The sequence below is a fragment of the Mycobacterium sp. UM_Kg1 genome, assembly GCF_000972925.1.
Classification (GTDB): Bacteria; Actinomycetota; Actinomycetes; order Mycobacteriales; family Mycobacteriaceae; genus Mycobacterium; species Mycobacterium hiberniae.
Map to the genome: position 1 here is coordinate 1 of NZ_JRMK01000092.1, position 18113 is coordinate 18113.

The window sequence follows — 18113 nt, forward strand, 5'->3', positions numbered from 1 at the left end:
CCCTCCTTCGTCGAGCCTCACTGAACCGCCGGTCCCATGCGGCGGTCCCAGCTTCGCCCCTCCTTCGTCGAGCCTCACTGAACCGCCGGGTTTGGGCACCGCCACCGTCACCCCGGCGGCGTCGGCAGCGGCGATCAGCCGTTCCACCGGCTCAGCCCATCGGTGCGGCGCCAACCGGAATGTTCCCCAGTGAATCGGCACCAGCAGCCCGGGCGCCGAGCCGTTCAGATCGAGGTGCGCCCGGACCGCCTCCTCGGGGTTCATGTGGACATCCGGCCAGGCGCTGTTATAGGCCCCGATCGGCAACAGCGTCAGGTCGAACGGTCCATGGTCGGCACCGATGCGGGCAAAGCTGCCGGTGTAGCCGCTGTCGCCGCCGAAATAGACCCGGTGCCCTGGCCCGGTGATCGCCCACGACGCCCACAGCGTCTGGTTGCGCGTGAAGAAACGCCCGGAGAAGTGCCGCGCCGGGGTGCAGGTCACGGTGAGATCGCCGAGCGTGGTGTGCTCGTCCCAGTCGAGTTCGATGACCCGCTGCGCGGGGATGCCCCAGGCCCGCAGGTGCGCCCCGACGCCCAGCGGGACAACGAACGGTGCCCGCTGGCTGCGCGCGAGCGCGGTGACGGTGTCGATGTCGAGGTGGTCATAGTGGTCGTGGCTGATCACGATCGCGTCGACCGCCGGCAGCGCCCCGATTCCCACCGGCGGGGGGTGCAACCGTCGGGGCCCCACGGCGTCCGACGGCGAGCAGCGTTCACTCCAGACCGGGTCGGTCAGGACCCGGTAGCCGTCGATCTCCACCAGCGCGGTCGCGTGGCCCAGCCAGGTGACGGCCAGCGGCGCGGCGTCGATCCCGAAGTCGGGCTCTTCAAGCGGTATCGGCGCGCCCGGCCGCCGTCCGTCGCGGTCGGCGAACAACTCGCGCAGTATCAGCCGCCGTTGTTCGAGGTCCATGTTGACCACCGAGGCGCGTTCCAGGTTGTGGAAGACGCCGTCGCGGTAGTGGCTCGACCGGCCGGCCACCGCATCGATGGCGCTGGGCGCCGCTCCCAGCGCGGCGGGCGTGCCGCGTAGGGCGCGCAGCGTCCAGCCGCCGGCGGCCAGGGATGCTGTTGCCCCCGCCAGTCGAAGTGCACCGCGCAGCATGTGGTCGAGTCTATGGCGCTGCCCCGCCGTCCCGGTCCCGCCGCGCCCCCCATCACCGCGTCGCGGTCGACGCGTTTAGGCGCCCTGGAACTTCGGCGGCCGCTTCTGCACCCGCGCTACCTGGGCCTCGATGACGTCTTGGCTGCTCCAGGCCCGGTCGAACAGTTCCTTGTGGATCGGTTGCTGTTCCTCGTAGGCGCCGTCGTCGTTGAGCACCCGCTTGGCGTGCTGCAAGGCCAGTGGCGCCAGCCCGGCGATCTCATGCGCCCAGGCCTGCGCATCGGCGAGGGTGCCCAGCCGGTTGGCCATCCCGGTCAGCAGTGCCGTCTCGGCGGTCAGCTTCTCGGCGGTCAGCATCATCGCCCGCGCTCGGCCGTAGCCGGCCAGCGTGGACAGCCGGCGGATGCTCCAGTTGTCCAGCGCCAGGCCGTACTTGGCCACCGGGAACTGGAAGTACGCCTCCGGCGCCACCACCCGCAGGTCGCAGACCATGGCCAACTGCAGGCCGGCGCCGATCGCCGCCCCGTTGATGGCACCGATCACCGGCACCGGTACATCAGCGATGCTCTGGTGCAGGGCGAGCAGCTTGTCGGGGTAGTCCGCGGCGAAGGCGTCGCCGGACAGATCCGCGCCGGCGCAGAACACCGTGCCCTGCCCGGTCAGCACAATAGCCCGGACGTCGTGGTCGGCCGCGTCCACGATGGCCTCGCGCAGTTCCGTGACGAGCTGGGAGTTGAGTGCGTTGCGCCGCTCCGGACGCTGCAATTCGACAGTGGTGACGGCTTCGTCGCGGGTAACACCGATCATGGCATCCCAGCCTAATTACGCTTTGGGTGTGAGCCGGACCGGGGCCGACGAACTACGCGACGCCGTGTTGGACCGCGGCTCGTTCCTCAGCTGGGACGTCGAACCGCTGATCCTCCCCGTAGATGCCGGCTACGCCGCCGAGCTGGCCGCCGCCCGCCGGGCCACCGGGCGCGACGAAGCGGTGCTCACCGGCGAGGGCCGGATCAACGGCCGGCGGGTGGCGGTGATCGCCAGCGACTTCGACTTCCTGGCCGGCTCGATCGGGGTGGCGGCCGCCGAGCGGATCACCGCCGCGATCCGGCGGGCCACCGCCGAGCGGCTGCCCCTGCTGGCGTCGCCGAGTTCGGGCGGCACCCGGATGCAGGAGGGCACCGTCGCGTTCCTGCAGATGGTGAAGATCGCCGCCGCGGTGCAGCTGCACAAGCGCGCACACCTGCCCTACCTGGTCTATCTGCGCCACCCCACCACCGGCGGGGTGTTCGCCTCCTGGGGATCGCTGGGGCACGTCACGTTGGCCGAGCCCGGGGCGCTGGTGGGTTTTCTGGGCCCGCGCGTCTACGAACAGCTCTACGGCGCGCCGTTTCCGCCGGGCGTCCAGACCGCCGAGAACCTGGCTGCGCACGGCGTCATCGACGGCGTGATCCCGGTGAAGTGGCTGCGGCGCATCTGCGCGCGGGCGCTGAAGGTGCTGCTCGACGATCCGGGCCCGGCGCCGGCGCTGCCGGCCGCTGAGCCGATTCCCGACATCCCGGCGTGGGACTCGGTGTGCGCGTCGCGGCGTCCGGATCGGCCGGGGGTGGGGTTTCTGCTGCGGCACGGGGCCACCGAGCGGATTTTCCTGTCGGGCACCGGCAGCACCGAACGCGGCGCCACCATCCTGTTGGCACTGGCCCGGTTCGGCGGTCAGCCGGCGGTGGTCTTGGGGCAGCTCCGCGGCGCGGACCGCCTGACCGATCCGGTCGCGTTGCGCGATGCCCGCCGCGGCATGGCCCTGGCGGCGGGTCTGCGGCTGCCCCTGGTGCTGGTCATCGACACTCCCGGTCCCGCACTGTCGGTGGCGGCCGAGCAGGGCGGCCTGGCCGGCCAGATCGCGGCGTGCCTGGCCGAGCTGGTGACGCTTGAGGTGCCGACGGTGTCGGTGCTGCTGGGTCAAGGCAGTGGCGGTCCGGCGTTGGCGATGGTGCCGGCCGATCGGGTGCTGGCCGCGTTGCACGGCTGGCTGGCGCCGCTGCCGCCCGAGGGGGCCAGCGCCATCGTTTTCCGCGACACCGACCACGCCGCAGAGCTCTCCGCCGCCCAGGGCATCCGTTCGCGGGATCTGCAGCAGCACGGAATCGTGGATGTGATCGTGGGCGAGCACCCGGATGCCGCCGCGGAGCCGATCGACTTCGCCAAGCGGATGTCGCGGGCCATCGCCGTGGAGCTGCACGCGCTGCGCGAGCTGCCCGCCGAGGAGCGGCTGGCGGCCCGTCTGCAGCGCTATGGCCGCATCGGGTTGCCGGACTGATCGTCGAGACCGACGTTTCGCAGCGAAAGTGCGAGTGGCGACCGCCACAACGTCGGGCTCGTTGCGGCCGAGTTACCCGGTGATCATCGCGACCGCCACCGCGGCCAGAACCATTCCGGCCACCTGCCGCGGGCGCACCCGTTCCCGCAGGACCGCCACCGCCAGGATCACCGTGGCCGCCGGGTACAGCGAGATCAGCACGCTGGCCAGCGACAGCAACGAGAGCTGCAACGCGAAAAGCATGGTGACATTTGCGGCGGTGTCGAGCAGTGCGATAACGAAAGCCAGCCGCAGCGGCATGCCGGTCGGCACCCGAAGGTTGCGGCTCAGCGCTGCGACCGCGATCACCAGCACGGTGGCCGCCCCCCGCGCGAACAGCAGCGGCCACAGGCCGGCGTCCGCGGGCGTGCGGTCCAGGAAGACGAAGTTGAGCCCCAGCGCCACTCCCGAGGCGATGGTCAGCCAGACCACCCCGCGGGTCAGACCCTGGCGCGGGCCATCGCCGTCGCCGGCATGCCAGCTGATCAGCACCACCGCTCCCAGGGCCACCGCAATGCCCGCGCTGGCAAGCAGCCCGGGCCGCTCGCCCAGAATCCGCCCGACACACACCGGCACGCTGGCGTCCACCACAGCGGCCAGCGGCGACACCACCGAGATCGGGCCGGCGGCCATCGCCGCGTAGAACGACCAGATCCCCAGCGCCTGGCTGAGCCCGCCGAGCATGCCCAGGACAACGGCCGCCGTCGTGACCCGCCCGCCGCCGATCAGGGCGAGTACGCCCAGCATCACCATCGAGACCGGGGTGGACACCAGGACAACGCGAAGCGCAGCGACCCGCCGGGAAGCGACACCGCCCACGAAGTCGCTGACCCCGAAACTGGTCGCCGAAGCCAACGCCAAGCCCTGCGCTGCCGGCGAGCCGATCACGCCGCTACCCTGGCGGCCTCGGCAATCGTGGCGTCCTGAGCGTTCGATGTGACCGTCACGGCGGTGAGCCTAAGTGGGTGGCGCGCCCGCGCACCGCCGCGTTTGCAAGATCTTTGCGGCCTACGGCCCGATCTTTGCACGTCGTTGGATTCGAATTCGCCTGAATTTAATTTGCTGTCCCTGGCCCTGAACCGGTGTTTTCGGCCAAGGACCGTAGCCAGGCGCTGTGCAGGGCCGCGTAGTGGCCTTCGGCCCGGATCAGCTCCCCCGGCGGCCCGTCCTCGACGATCCGCCCGCCTTCGATCACCAGGACCCGATCGGCGATCTCAACCGTCGAGAGCCGATGGGCGATCACCAGGGCGGTCCGCCGGGCCAGCACGCTGCGCAGCGCCTGCTGCACCATCCGCTCGCCGGGGATGTCCAGCGCCGAGGTCGCCTCGTCGAGGATCAGCACCGCCGGGTCGGCGAGGAAAGCGCGGGCGAAAGCGACCAGCTGGCGTTGGCCGGCCGACAGTCGCCCGCCGCGTTGGGCGACCTCGGTGGCGTAGCCGTCCGGCAGCGCGGTGACGAACGCGTCGGCGCCCACGCTGCGCGCCGCAGCGGCCACCTGCGCGTCGGTGGCCCCGGGGCTGCCGAACCGGATGTTGTCCGCGACGGTCCCGGCGAACAGGAAGTTCTCCTGGGTGACCATCACCACGTGTCGCCGCAGCGTCGCCTGGGTGAGCGCACGCAGGTCGACGCCGTCGAGTGTCACTGCTCCCGACACCGGGTCGTAGAACCGGGCGATCAGTTTGGCGATGGTGGACTTGCCGGCGCCGCTGTCGCCGACCAGCGCAACGGTCTGGCCGGCTGGGATGTGCAGCGACAGCCCCGCCAGCACCGATTGACCGTCCCGGTAGCCGAAATGGACATCGGTCAACGCGATCTCGCCGCGTACCGGCTCGGGGAGGCGGGCCGTCTGCGGGGCGGGCGGATCGGTGACCGTGGGTGTTTCGGCGAGCACACCGGCCAGCTTCTGCAGCGCTGACGTCGCCGAGGAGAAGATGTTGAGGAACTGGCTGATGTCCTGCATCGGGTCGAAGAACATCCGCAGATACAGCAGGAACGCGGTGAACGTCCCGATCGTCATGTGCCCATGCAGGACCCGCCAGCCCCCGTAGAGCAGCACCACCCCGGTGGTGAGGTTGCCTACCAGTTTGATGCCCGGACTGAAGATCGCAACGAGTTTGAACGCCTGCTCGTTGACCGCGCGGTAGCGGTCGGCGACGTCGGCGAAGTCCTGCTGATTGCGGTCCTCGCAGCGGTAGGCCTGGACCGCCTTGATCCCGATCATGGTCTCGGTGAACTTCACGATCACCCGTGCGGCCTGCTCGCGGACCGCGGTATAGGTCTTGGCGGACTCGCCCTGGAACCAGCGCAGCAGCCCCACCAGCGCCGGGAAGGCGGTCAAACACATTAGGCCCAGGCGCCAGTCCAGGATGACGAGCAGCACCGCGGTGCCTGCCATCGTCAGCGCGGCACTGATCAGCCCGTCGAGCCCGGACTGCAGCAGCTCCTGGATCGCATCGACGTCGTTGGTCAGCCGGCTCACCACGCGGCCCGAGGTGTAGCGCTCGTGGAACGCCACGTCCAGCTGCTGGAAATGCCGGAACACCCGCCGCCGCAACGCCAACAGCACCTGCTGGCCGATCCTGCCCGACCACTGCAGGAACACCATCCGGGTGCCGGCCTGGGTGAGCACCACCAGGGCGAGCGCACCCACGATGACACCGAGCTCCCGGGTCGAGCCGTCCTGGGCGATCGGCGGGATACCCCGGTCGATACCCCGCTGCGCCAGCAGCGGCACCGCCAGCCGGGCGGCGTTTTCGACCACGACGGCCAACGCCAACAGCAGCGCCGCCGCCCGGTAGGGACGCAACACCGACCACAGCAGCGCCCGCGCCGCCGCCCGGCCCGGCTCGGGCGTCACCGCCGCGCCCAGTCGACGAGGTGTTCGGCGCCGTCGTCGAGCTCGTCGTCGGCGGCCAGCAGCGAGCGGTAGCGCGGTACCCGGCCCAGCAGCTCGGCGTGGGTGCCGACGGCGGTGATGGTGCCGTCCTCGACCAGCGCCACCCGATCGGCCAGCGCCAGGGTGGACGCCCGGTTGGCCACCACCACCCCGGTGATCGGCGGGCGGTCCGGGCCCGCGGCGCTGCCCAGCACCCCGCGCAGCGCCGCGGTCACGGCGGCTTCGGTGTGCACGTCCAGGGCGGACAGCGTGTCGTCGAGCACCAGGATGGTGGGCGCCGCGACCAGCGCCCGCGCCAGCGACAGCCGTTGACGCTGTCCGCCCGACAGGCTCATGCCCTGCTCCCCGATCCGGGTGTCCAGCCCGGCCGGCAGGTCGTAGACGAAATCCGCGGCGGCCACCGCCAGGGCGCGGGCCAGCTCCGCGTCGTCGGCGTCGGGCCGGCCGAGCCGCAGGTTCTCGGCCACCGACATCGAGAACAGGGTGGGGTCGTCGAAGGCGGTCACCACCGCCGTGCGCAACGCCGCCAGGGTCAGCGTCCGGATGTCGCGGCCGCCGATGAGGATCTGTCCCTCACCGACGTCGTAGAGGCGCGACAGCAGCATCGCCAGCACCGACTTGCCGGATCCGGTGGCGCCCACCAGGGCGACGGTCTCGCCCGGCTCGATCACCAGGTTGACGCCGCGCAGCACCCACGGCGCATCGGGTCCGGCCGCCTCGAAGCGGAAGCCGACGTCGCGCAACTCCACCCGGCCCGCCGGGGGCACCGGATCGCCGCCGCCGGTGATCGCCAGCGGCGCCCGGAATATCTCGGTGATGCGATCCGCGGCGGTCATCGCCTCGTGGGTGGCCGACAGTAGGAAGCCCAGCGCCGACAGCGGCCAGATGAGCGACAGCATCATCGTGATGAACGCGACCAGGGTGCCCATCGTGACCAGGTGGTGCCCGGCGGCGTAGGCGCCCAACGCCACCACTGAGATCAGGGTGAAGTTCGGGATCACCTCCAGCAGCGTCCAGAACTTCGACGACACCCGCACCTTGGCGACGCCGAGGTCGCGCAGGGCGGTTGCCTGCTCGTCGAAGCGTTTGAAGACGTAGTCCTCGCGTCCGAACGCCTTGATGGTGCGAAGGCCCGCGGCGGACTCCTCGACCGCGGTGGCCACCTGGCCGGCCTGGTCCTGCGCTCGGCGAGTCAGCCGGGTGTACTGACGCCGGAAGTGCTGCACGGCCAGCATCACCGGCACCAGCGAGGTGCACACCACCACGCCCAACGGCCAATACAGCACCAGCAGAATCGCCGTCACAACGAGGATCTGCACGGTGTTGAGCAGCAGAAACAACGCGACGAATGACAGGAAGCGCCGAACCGCGGACAGATCGTTCATGATCCGCGACAACAACTGCCCGGACTGCCAGCGATTGTGGAAGGTCAGCGGCAGTATCTGCAGCCGGGCGAACAGGTCCGTGCGGATGTCGGCTTCCACGCCCATGGTGGCGTGCGCGATCAGCCAGCGCCGGACGAACCACAGCAGTGCCTCGGTGACCCCGAGCGCGGTGGCCGCCGTGCCCAGCACCCACAGCCCCGCCTGGTCGCGGTGCAGCACCGGCCCGTCGATCACGGCCTTGGTCATCAGCGGAATCACCACGGTGGCCACCAAGCCGAGCACGGCGACCGTCACCATCGTGATCCACCGCGCCCGGTAGGGGCGCAGATAGGGCAGCAGGCTGCGCAGCGCCGAGGCCGAGGTCACGCAATCGACCCTAGAATGACCGCGGCCGCCCCGGGGGGCGCGAGTGCGGCGCGGCGGCGGACGCCGTGAAACGGATCTCTGGCGCATCCCGCGCTCGGCGGGCGCGTTCAGGCAAAATGGCGCCATGGACAACGGCGCCGCAGCCCCGGCATCACCCAAGGTATTGGTCGTCGACGACGACTCCGACGTGCTCGCCTCGCTGGAACGCGGACTGCGACTGTCCGGATTCGAGGTGTCCACGGCGGCCGACGGCGCCGAGGCGTTGCGCAGCGCGAAGGAGACCCGACCCGACGCCATCGTCCTGGACATCAACATGCCGGTGCTCGACGGGGTGAGCGTCGTGACGGCGCTGCGGGCCATGGGCGACGACGTGCCGGTCTGTGTGCTGTCCGCGCGCAGCTCGGTCGACGACCGGGTCGCCGGGCTGGAGGCCGGCGCCGACGACTACCTGGTCAAGCCGTTCGTGCTCGCCGAGCTGGTGGCCCGGGTCCGGGCGATGCTGCGCCGGCGGGGGGCGGCGGCCAGCTCCTCCTCCGAGACCATCACGGTGGGTCCCCTCGAGGTCGACATCCCGGGCCGGCGTGCCCGGGTCAAGGGTGTGGACGTGGACCTGACCAAGCGGGAGTTCGACCTGTTGGCCGTGCTCGCCGAACACAAGACCGCGGTGCTGTCGCGCGCGCAGCTGCTCGAGCTGGTCTGGGGCTACGACTTCGCCGCCGACACCAATGTGGTCGACGTGTTCATCGGCTATCTGCGGCGCAAACTCGAAGCCGGCGGCGCGCCGCGGCTGCTGCACACCGTTCGCGGGGTCGGCTTCGTCCTGCGAACACAGTGAAGGCAAGCGTGAACCTCATGAAGCTGCTCCGGCGGATCTTCGCCCGAACGCCGTCACTGCGGACCCGGGTGATGCTGGCCACGGCGATCGGCACCGCGATCGTGACGGTGATCATCGGCGCCATCGTGTGGGTCGGGATCACCAACGACCGCAAGTACTGGCTGGACCGGCGCCTCGACGAGGCCGCCGGGCTGACCGTGCCGCTGATCGGTCTGGGTGAACTGCCCCGGTCGGCCGGAACCACCGACGCGGTGATCACGCTGCGGCGCGCCAACGAGGTGACCTCGAACTCCGCGGTGGTGCTGCCGGAGCTCAAACCGGGCTACGCCGACACCGAGATCGACGGCGTGCGCTACCGGGTGCGGACCGTCGACATTCCCGGTCCGGGGCCACGGTCGCTGGCCGTGGGCGCCACCTACGACGCCACTCTTGCCGACACCAACAACCTGCACCGCCGGGTGATCCTGCTGTGCACGGCCGCGATCGGCGCGGCCGCGCTGCTGGGCTGGCTGTTGACGGCGTTCGCCGTGCGGCCCCTGCGCCGGCTGGCGCAGCAGGCCCGGTCGATCGACGCCGGCGACGAACGGCCCGACATCGAGGTGCGCGGCGCCACCGAGGCGGTGGAGATCGCCGAGGCGATGCGCGGCATGTTGCAGCGGATCTGGACCGAACAGGACCGGACCAAGGAGGCGCTGGCCTCGGCACGTGACTTCGCCGCCGTCTCCTCGCATGAGCTGCGCACTCCGCTGACCGCCATGCGGACCAACCTCGAAGTGCTGACCACCCTGGACCTGCCCGACGATCAGCGCAAGGAAGTGCTGCACGACGTCGTGCGGACCCAGACCCGGATCGAGGCGACGCTCTCGGCCCTGGAGCGGCTGGCGCAGGGCGAACTGTCCACCTCCGACGACCACGTGCCGGTCGACATCACCGACCTGCTCGACCGGGCGGCCCACGACGCGATGCGGGTGTTCCCCGACTTGAATGTGTCGCTGGTGCCGTCGCCCACCTGCATCATCGTCGGCCTTCCGGCGGGGCTGCGGCTGGCGGTGGACAACGCGATCGCCAACGCGGTCAAACACGGCAACGCCACCGAGGTGCAGTTGTCGGCGGTCACCTCCCGCGAGGGCGTGGAGATCGCCATCGACGACAACGGCGGCGGGGTGCCCGAAGACGAGCGCCGCGTCGTCTTCGAGCGCTTCTCGCGCGGATCGACGGCTTCGCATTCGGGCTCCGGGCTGGGCCTGGCGCTGGTGGCCCAGCAGGCCGAACTGCACGGTGGCACGGCGTCCCTGCACGACAGCCCGCTGGGTGGGGCCCGGCTGCTGCTGCAACTGCCGCCACCGCGCTGAGCGCGCCGGCGATCAGTCGCCGGCGGGCCGCTCCGCGCGGGGCGAGCCGGTCGCGATGTCGTTGACGACGTGGTCGCGGCCCCAGGCGTCCTGTGCCGCGTCCTGAACGGCGGTGGCCTGCCCGGCCGTGGCCGCGGTGCCGCCCAGCCGCACGGTTGCGCCGTCGAAAGCCATGGTGAAGTCGTCTATTGCGGCCGCCGCCTCGAAGACCGGGCCCACTCCCGACAGGTCGATGCTCGGCGCCGCGGGCGTCACCCCGAGTCGGTCGACGACGGTGAGGTCCTCACTGGAGCCGTACACCGCATCCAGCAGCGCACGCCGGGCGGCCGGATCGGCCACGTCGCCGGCCAGGGTGACCTCACTGCCGCGCCGGATCACCGCCACCGGTTCGGGGCGCCCCGCCGCCAGCTCGGGATCCGCGGCGGGCTGGGGCGCACGCTGCAGCAGCCCGTATCCGATCGCGGCAAGCAGCGCCGTGGCCAGCGCCGTGGCGATCAGCCGGGCACGCACTCAGCGGGTGCCGAGTAGATCGATCACAAACACCAGGGTCTTGCCGGCCAACGGGTGCCCGGTGCCGGCCGGGCCGTAGGCCAGCTCCGGCGGGATCACCAACTGCCGGCGACCGCCCACCTTCATCCCGGGAATGCCGTCCTGCCAGCCGGCGATGAGACCGTCCAGTGGAAACTCCAGCGATTCACCGCGGTTCCAGGAGCTGTCGAACTCCGCGCCGGTGTCGTAGTCGACACCGAGGTAGTGCACGTTGACGAGCGCCCCGGGGGTGGCGGCGTCGCCTTCTCCCACCACGATGTCCTCGATGACCAGTTCGGCGGGCGCCGGGCCGGCCGGAACGGTGATCTGCGGCTTACCGGAATCGGACACGATGGTCACCGCCCGCCGATGCCGACGTAGTCGCGCTCGGTGGCACCGGTGTACACCTGGCGGGGGCGGCCGATCTTGGAATCGCCCTCGTCGTGCATCTCGCGCCAGTGCGCGATCCAGCCGGGCAGCCGGCCCAGCGCGAACAGCACCGTGAACATCTGGGCCGGGAAGCCGATCGCCCGGTAGATCAGGCCGGTGTAGAAGTCGACGTTCGGGTAGAGCTTGCGCTCGACGAAGTAGTCGTCGGTGAGCGCAGCCTCTTCGAGGTCCTTGGCGATGTTGAGCAGTTCGTCGTCGCCGCCGAGCTTGCCGAGGATCTTGTCGGCCTGCTCCTTGACGATGCGCGCCCGCGGGTCGTAGTTCTTGTAGACCCGGTGGCCGAAGCCCATCAGCTTGACGCCGTCTTCGCGGTTCTTGACCTTGCGCACGAAGTCGGTGACATTGCCGTTCTGCTCGTCGCGGATCTGCTCGAGCATCTCCAGCACCGCCTGGTTGGCGCCGCCGTGCAGCGGGCCCCACAGCGCGTTGATGCCACCGGAGATCGAGGTGAACAGGTTGGCCCGCGACGAGCCCACCAGGCGCACCGTGGACGTCGAACAGTTCTGCTCGTGGTCGGCGTGCAGGATGAACAGCATGTCCAGGGCGCGAACCACCTCGGGGTCGGCCTCGTAGGGCTCGGCGGGCAGGCCGAACGTCATCCGCAGGAAGTTCTCCACCAGGGAAAGCGAGTTGTCCGGGTACAGGAACGGCTGCCCGGAGGACTTCTTGTAGGCGTAGGCGGCGATGGTAGGCAGCTTGCCCAGCAGCCGGATGGTCGACAGTTCGACCTGGTCGTTGTCGGAGGGGTCCAGCGAGTCCTGGTAGTAGGCGCTCAGCGCGTTGACCACGCTGGACAGCACCGGCATCGGGTGGGCGTTACGGGGGAAGCCGTCGAAGAACCTCTTCAGGTCCTCGTGCAGCATGGTGTGCCGCTGGATCCGGCCGGTGAACGCGGCCAGCTGCTCGGCGCTGGGCAGCTCACCGTAGATCAGCAGGTAGCTGACCTCGATGAAGGTCGACTTCTCGGCCAGCTGCTCGATCGGGTAGCCGCGGTACCGCAGGATGCCGGCGTCCCCGTCGATGTAGGTGATGGCGCTCTTGACCGGCGAGGTGTTGGCGTAGCCGTTGTCGAACGTGGTGTAGCCGGTCTTGGCCAGCAGCGAACCGATGGCAAGCGCGTCGGATCCCTCGGTCGCCTTGACGATCGGCAGTTCTAGCTCGCCGCCCGGATACCGGAGAGTGGCGGTGTCATCGGTTGCGGCCACAGGGAACCCCTTTGCGCTATTCGGCTGAACAGATAGAACGTGTATAGGAAAAGGTAGTCGGTTCTGGGCCGGCGCGCCCGCCCGGGGGCGGGGTATGTGCTATCGCCCATCCGGCGAGGATCGTTGCCGGCCTTCGGCGGGCCGGCGATAGTGCAGAAATGCGGGCGCTGCCAGCGCCGCAAGCAGCACCCCCAGCACCACCAGAGCCCCGCCGCCGGCGGCCGCCGCGGCGGTGCCCACCACCGCCCCGGCGGCGCCGTGCACGGCATCGGCGAGCCGGGGGCCGCCGGCGACGATCACGATGAACACGCCCTGCAGCCGGCCCCGGATCTCGTCGGAGGCGGCCTGCTGCAGCATGGTCGAACGGAACGCCGCCGAGACCATGTCCGCGGCGCCCCCGACCGCCAGGAACGCCAGCGCCACCCACAGCACCGGGCCGGCATGGCCACCGGCGTGGGCGACGGCGAGCCCGAAGCCGATCATGGCCACACCCCAGACCACGATCGCGGCGACCACGGCCAGGCCCTGCCGGGTGATCCGGGGCAACCAGCCAGAGAACACCCCACCGAGCACGGCGCCGGCCGACATCGCCGCGGCCAGCAGGGCCATGGTGGTTCCGCCCTCGACCGGGCCGCCGAAGTTCACGCTCGCGATCTGGGGAAACAGCGCCCGCGGCATCCCGAGGACCATCGCGATCAGGTCCACGACGAACGACATCAGCACCACGGTGTTGCCGGCCAGGTGACGGAACCCGTCCAGCACGGCCGCGATCCCGAAGCCGGACGGCCCGGCCGATTCCGCCGGCGGCATCGGGGCCAGCCGGAAGGTCGCCCAGATCGGGAAGATGCAGGCGGCCGCGTCGATCAGATACAGGGTCGACAGGTCCACCCAGCCCAGCAGCAGACCGGCCAGCAGCGGCCCGACGATGGCACCGAACTGCATGACGGTCATGTTGAGCGAATTGGCGGCGGGCAGATCCTTGCCGGCCACCAACCGTGGAATCGCCGCGGATCTGGTCGGGGCGTTGACGGCGTAGAAACCCTGCTGCACGCCCAGCAGCACGAGCACCACCCAGACGTTGTCCACGGCGGCCGCGGCCTGCCACCACAGCAGCAGCGAGGCGCCCGCCAGCCCGCAGGAGGCGATGATCAACAGCTTGCGGCGATCCATGGCGTCGGCCCAGGCACCGCCGAGCAGACCGAAGACAATCAGCGGAACCAGCGCGAACAGTCCGGACAACCCGACATAGGCCGAGCTTCGGGTCAGCGCATAGATCTGCACCGGGACGGCGAAGATGGTGAGGTTCGCACCGATGACGGTCGGGATGCCGGCCAGCCACAAACGCCGGAAGCCAGGACTGCGCAGCGGAGTGGTGTCAGCGAAAATCCTCACCGCGGCAGCCTCACGGCTGGAGCCGCTCCACCGCCCCACCGGTCACCCGAATCCGGTTGTGCAACCGGCCTTCCCGGCCCTGCCAGAATTCCACCACTTCCGGGGCGATCCGGTAACCGCGCCAGTTGGCCGGGGCGGGGATCGATTCGATGCCGGCGAACTGGGCCGTCACCGCGTCCAGCTGTGCCAGCAGTGCGGCGCGCGATGCGATCGGTTGCGATTGCGCCGAGGCGCAGAAACCCAGCTGCGATGCCCGCGGGCGGTGTTCCCAGTACTGCGCGCTGACCGTCTCGTCGAGCTGGGTGACCGGCCCGCGAACATGGACCTGCCGGCCCAGCTGGTACCAGGGGAACGTCGCTGCGGCGTAGGGGGTGGCGGCCAGTTCCGCGGCCTTGGCGGAATCGGAGTCGGTGAAGAAGGTCACACCGTTCTCGTCGAGGTTCTTGCACAGCACGGATCGGCTGACGGGGCGGCCCGCGTCGACGGTGGACAGCACCATCGCGTTGGGCTCGGCGATCCCGGCCCGCTCGGCATCACCGATCCAATTGCGCAGCAGAACCTCCCAGCCCTCCCCGAGCCAGTCCACGTCGAGGTCGCCGCTGTTGTCCTTCTCCTGATACTCCACTCGCATCGCCGCCAGGTGCTCGTTGTCGGGGCCCGTACTGTGCACCGCCCAACGCTACGCCCGGCGCCCACCCGGCGGCCTTACCGGCCGGTAGCAACCGCCGGTCGCCGGGGTGGAAGAATCCGGAGCATGACTGCTGCGGTACCGGAGAATTTTGTCGCCGGCCTGGAAGGCACAGTGGCCTTCACCACCGAAATCGCCGAACCTGACAAGGATGGCGGCGCGCTGCGTTACCGCGGCGTCGACATCGAGGACCTCGCCGGCAAGGTCGGTTTCGGCGACGTGTGGGCCCTGCTGGTCGACGGCGACTTCAACCGCCCGCTCTCCCCTGCCGAACCGCTGGAGCTGCCGGTGCGCACCGGCGACGTCCGGGTCGACGCTCAGGCCGGAGTGGCGATGCTGGCCCCGCAGTGGGGTTTTCAGCCGTTGCTGGACACCGACGACGCCACCGCCCGCGACCAGCTCGCTCGCGCCTCGGTGATGGTGCTGTCCTATGTCGCCCAGTCGGCTCGCGGCCAGCAGGCCGCGGTGTCGCAGCAGACGATCGATTCGTGTTCCACCATCACCGAGCGGTTCATGACCCGCTGGCGCGGTGAGCCCGACCCGCGCCACACCGAGGCGATCGACGCCTACTGGGTCTCGGCGGCCGAGCACGGGATGAACGCCTCGACCTTCACCGCCCGCGTCATCGCCTCCACCGGAGCCGATGTCGGCGCGGCCCTGTCCGGGGCGATCGGCGCGATGAGCGGCCCCCTGCACGGCGGCGCGCCGGCCCGCGTCATTCCGATGATCGCCGAGGCGGAACGCACCGGTGATGCGCGCGCCGTGGTCAAGGGCATCCTGGACCGGCGCGAGAAGCTGATGGGTTTTGGGCACCGGGTGTATCGCGCGGAGGACCCCCGCGCCCGGGTGCTGCGGGCCACCGCCAAGCGACTGTCCGCCCCGCGCTTCGAGGTGGCCGCGGCGCTGGAGCAAGCGGCGCTGACCGAGCTTCGGGAGCGTCGCCCGGATCGGGCCATCGAGACCAACGTGGAGTTCTGGGCGGCGGTGATTCTGGACTTCGCCGAGGTGCCCCCGGCGATGATGCCGGCGATGTTCACCTGCGGCCGCACCGCGGGCTGGTGCGCCCACATCATGGAGCAGAAGCGGCTGGGCAAGCTGGTGCGCCCGTCGGCGATCTACGTCGGGCCCGGGCCGCGCAGCGCGGCTTCCGTTGCCGGCTGGGAGCGCATCGCCTCCGCCTGACCCGGGCCTGCGCTCCTCCCTGCGCCGAACGTGTAATCAGCCCGAGATTCTGGGCGGATTCTCGCCCTCAGTACACGCTCGGCGAAGCGCGAGTCAGTACGTCAGCGGCGCCGCAACGCGCCGAGCAGGTTCTGCAGCAGCGGCAGGCTCGAGTGGTCCTTGACCTCGTCGAGCATGTCGGGGACCCGGGTGAACTTCACCCGCGGCCGGCCCTGGGCTTGTCCGCGCTCGACTTCGGCGTGGTCGATCGCCTTCCATCCGGCGGCGTCGATGACGTCGGGCTGGCGGGCATGCACCATTCGGGCCACCGCCCGCGGCCCGGCCGCCGGTTCGGTCAGCAGGCCCGCGTTGTAGTCGGAGGCCAGCGTCTGGATGGTCTTGAGCGAGTCAGCCTTGTTCGAGCCGATGAAACCGTTGGTGCCGCGCTTGATCCAGCCTGAGACATAGGCGCCCGGAACGCGCCGCCCGGTCGCCGGGTCGATAACGCGCCCGCCTTCGTTGGGGACCACGCCGGCCACGTCGTCGAAGGGCAGGTCGGCGATGGGCGTGCCGTGGTAACCGATGGACGTCAGCACCATACCGGCGTCGATACGCCGCACCTGATCGGTCCCTGTGACCGTGAATTCCATTGCTTCACAACGGCTGTCGCCGAGAACTCGGGCCGGGGTCAGCCCGTAGGCGAACCGGATCCGGGGTCGGGTGACCGGCGCGCTCGCATCGCCGAGCTTGGCCAGCACCTCGAGCTTCTGGCGGGTCAACATGTCTTGGTCCGCGGCCAGATCCTCGCGCACCCGGGCGTGGTCTTCGGCATCGAGTACCACCTCGGCCACCTGCGTCAGCCCCACCAATTCGGGCAGGGTGAACGCTGAGGCGGCCGGCCCGCGCCGAGCGACGATCACCACTTCCTGAACCGACGAGTCGCGCAGCGCCGCCAGCGCATAGTCGGCGATGTCGGTGTGGGCCAGCCGATCCGGGTCGGCGGTGAGGATGCGCGCCACGTCCAGGGCCACGTTGCCGTTGCCCACGATCACCACCCGCTCACCACTGAGGTCGACGGACAGCTCGGCGAAGTCGGGATGCCCGTTGTACCAGCCGACGATCTCGGTCGCCGTGCCCGTCCCGGGCAGCCCCATGCCGTCGACCTCCAGCCGCTTGTCGTGCAGCGCGCCGGAGGCGTAGAGCACGGCGTGATGGTGCTGCAGCAGGTCGGCGTGACTCAGATGCCTGCCCACCTCGACGTTGAGGAAGAACTGGAACCCGCGGCGCCGGGTGATCTGGTCGAACAGCCGGGTGGCGAGCTTGGTGCGCTGGTGATCTGGAGCGACGCCGGCGCGCACCAGGCCGTAGGGGGTGGGCAGCTTCTCGAACATGTTCACCAGCACGCCCGGCTGGGTCAGCAACTCGTCGGCGGCGTACATGGCGGCGGGGCCGGAACCGACGATGGCCACCGTGAGCGGATACTTACCCCGCTGCGGCACCTCGGCGGCCGGCAGGATGGGAGCCAGTTTGGAGGTCGGCGGCAGCTTCACACCCGCGGGACGTTCGGGGTAGAAGGACTTGTTGATCTCCACGAACGGCAGCTGCTCGGTGACCACCTTGGTGTGCGGGACGATCGCGTCGACCGGGCAGGCCCGCACGCAGGCCCCGCAGTCCACGCACGCATCCGGGTCGATGTAGAGCATCTCCGAGGTGGCGAAACCCGGTTCGTCGGGCGTGGGGTGAATACAGTTGACCGGGCAGGCGAAAACACAGGACGCGTCGTTACAACACGCCTGGGTGATTACATGTGGCATGGCGCGCGGTGCCGCTACGCGACCGAGGCCGTGGCCACCGGGGTGAGGTGTTTGCGCTGCGGCTGGCTGCGGAACCTCGACGGCGCACCGTGGATGCGGCAGATCCGCCAGACCAGTTTGGCCACCGGGTTCATCAGACCGGTGTCGTGACAGAGCATCCGGACGTCGCCGAACATGTCCTGAAGCATCTGCCGGGCTTCCACCGACCGGAAGAAGATGTCCTTGCGCACCGCGCGCGGAATATCGAACTCGCTCCAGAAAGCCTTGGGCGGCACCACGATCGCCGAGCACAGAATCCGCATCACGATCGGCACGTACAGCGACAGCGCGAACCGCTGACGGCGCGGCAGACGCGGGATGCGCTTGTGCAGGTATTCATGCGCGAACGAGATGTGCCGCGCCTCCTCGGCCACGTGGATGGCCATCACCCGCTCCATGATCGGGTGCAGGGTCTTGCCTTCGCGCAGGATGCTCTTCTGAATGTGGTCGATGGGCTCCTCGCCGGCGAGGAGCCCATCGACCACATTCAGAAGAGCATCCTG

Annotated in this window: 16 protein-coding genes; 4 read left to right on the forward strand and 12 right to left on the reverse strand. The window is 70.1% G+C overall.

What is annotated here, in order from left to right; translation table 11 throughout:
- Together LI92_RS14505 and LI92_RS14510 are read right to left on the reverse strand one after the other, a co-directional pair.
- Window positions 1-1146, reverse strand: a 1146-nt coding sequence (locus LI92_RS14505; protein WP_052740803.1) for an MBL fold metallo-hydrolase, incomplete at its 3' end; no start/stop codon positions are given.
- Window positions 1147-1221: 75 nt separating this feature from the next.
- Window positions 1222-1953: an enoyl-CoA hydratase gene (locus tag LI92_RS14510; RefSeq protein WP_046320020.1), complete on the reverse strand. Its 732-nt coding sequence runs from the start codon at window positions 1951-1953 to the stop codon at window positions 1222-1224.
- Between the two features lie 28 nt (window positions 1954-1981).
- On the opposite strand from LI92_RS14510, the gene LI92_RS14515 reads away from it, so the two are divergent.
- Complete coding sequence (locus tag LI92_RS14515; RefSeq protein WP_046320022.1) at window positions 1982-3460, forward strand: acetyl-coenzyme A carboxylase carboxyl transferase subunits beta/alpha; 1479 nt, start codon at window positions 1982-1984, stop codon at window positions 3458-3460.
- A 72-nt stretch (window positions 3461-3532) separates the two neighbouring features.
- Here LI92_RS14515 and LI92_RS14520 read toward each other — a convergent pair whose 3' ends face one another.
- The 3 genes from LI92_RS14520 to LI92_RS14530 form a co-directional block, all read right to left on the reverse strand.
- The gene (locus LI92_RS14520) at window positions 3533-4387 is read right to left on the reverse strand and encodes a DMT family transporter (RefSeq protein WP_046320024.1); all 855 of its coding nucleotides are present in this window, start codon (window positions 4385-4387) and stop codon (window positions 3533-3535) included.
- A 166-nt stretch (window positions 4388-4553) separates the two neighbouring features.
- Entirely contained in the window at window positions 4554-6356 is a 1803-nt protein-coding gene (locus LI92_RS14525; protein ID WP_286135105.1) for an ABC transporter ATP-binding protein, read from the reverse strand.
- Entirely contained in the window at window positions 6353-8077 is a 1725-nt protein-coding gene (locus tag LI92_RS14530; protein WP_286135108.1) for an ABC transporter ATP-binding protein, read from the reverse strand. Before LI92_RS14530 ends, LI92_RS14525 begins: the two co-directional genes overlap by 4 nt.
- A 193-nt stretch (window positions 8078-8270) precedes the next feature.
- On the opposite strand from LI92_RS14530, the gene LI92_RS14535 reads away from it, so the two are divergent.
- The gene (locus tag LI92_RS14535; RefSeq protein WP_046320036.1) at window positions 8271-8981 is read left to right on the forward strand and encodes a response regulator transcription factor; all 711 of its coding nucleotides are present in this window, start codon (window positions 8271-8273) and stop codon (window positions 8979-8981) included.
- 17 nt (window positions 8982-8998) lie between these two features.
- Window positions 8999-10333: a HAMP domain-containing sensor histidine kinase gene (locus tag LI92_RS14540; protein WP_046320027.1), complete on the forward strand. Its 1335-nt coding sequence runs from the start codon at window positions 8999-9001 to the stop codon at window positions 10331-10333.
- Window positions 10334-10345: 12 nt separating this feature from the next.
- On the opposite strand, the gene arfA is transcribed toward LI92_RS14540, so the two are convergent.
- From arfA to pdxH, 5 genes are all read right to left on the reverse strand, one after another.
- The gene (arfA, locus tag LI92_RS14545) at window positions 10346-10843 is read right to left on the reverse strand and encodes a channel-forming protein ArfA/OmpATb (protein ID WP_046320029.1); all 498 of its coding nucleotides are present in this window, start codon (window positions 10841-10843) and stop codon (window positions 10346-10348) included.
- Window positions 10844-11212: an FKBP-type peptidyl-prolyl cis-trans isomerase gene (locus LI92_RS14550; protein WP_046320038.1), complete on the reverse strand. Its 369-nt coding sequence runs from the start codon at window positions 11210-11212 to the stop codon at window positions 10844-10846.
- A gap of 5 nt (window positions 11213-11217) precedes the next feature.
- On the reverse strand, window positions 11218-12516 hold the full coding sequence (locus LI92_RS14555) for a citrate synthase (protein WP_046320031.1): 1299 nt from the start codon (window positions 12514-12516) through the stop codon (window positions 11218-11220).
- Between the two features lie 99 nt (window positions 12517-12615).
- Entirely contained in the window at window positions 12616-13908 is a 1293-nt protein-coding gene (locus LI92_RS14560) for an MFS transporter (protein ID WP_046320040.1), read from the reverse strand.
- A gap of 10 nt (window positions 13909-13918) precedes the next feature.
- Complete coding sequence (pdxH, locus tag LI92_RS14565; protein WP_286135107.1) at window positions 13919-14578, reverse strand: pyridoxamine 5'-phosphate oxidase; 660 nt, start codon at window positions 14576-14578, stop codon at window positions 13919-13921.
- A gap of 84 nt (window positions 14579-14662) precedes the next feature.
- On the opposite strand from pdxH, the gene LI92_RS14570 reads away from it, so the two are divergent.
- Window positions 14663-15778 carry a citrate synthase 2 gene (locus LI92_RS14570; RefSeq protein WP_046320032.1) on the forward strand — a complete coding sequence of 372 codons (1116 nt, stop codon included), beginning with the start codon at window positions 14663-14665 and terminating at the stop codon, window positions 15776-15778.
- Between the two features lie 101 nt (window positions 15779-15879).
- On the opposite strand, the gene LI92_RS14575 is transcribed toward LI92_RS14570, so the two are convergent.
- The gene (locus tag LI92_RS14575) at window positions 15880-17571 is read right to left on the reverse strand and encodes an FAD-dependent oxidoreductase (protein ID WP_046320034.1); all 1692 of its coding nucleotides are present in this window, start codon (window positions 17569-17571) and stop codon (window positions 15880-15882) included.
- A gap of 14 nt (window positions 17572-17585) precedes the next feature.
- A partial coding sequence (locus LI92_RS14580; RefSeq protein WP_046320043.1) for a diiron oxygenase occupies window positions 17586-18113 on the reverse strand: 528 nt, incomplete at its 5' end.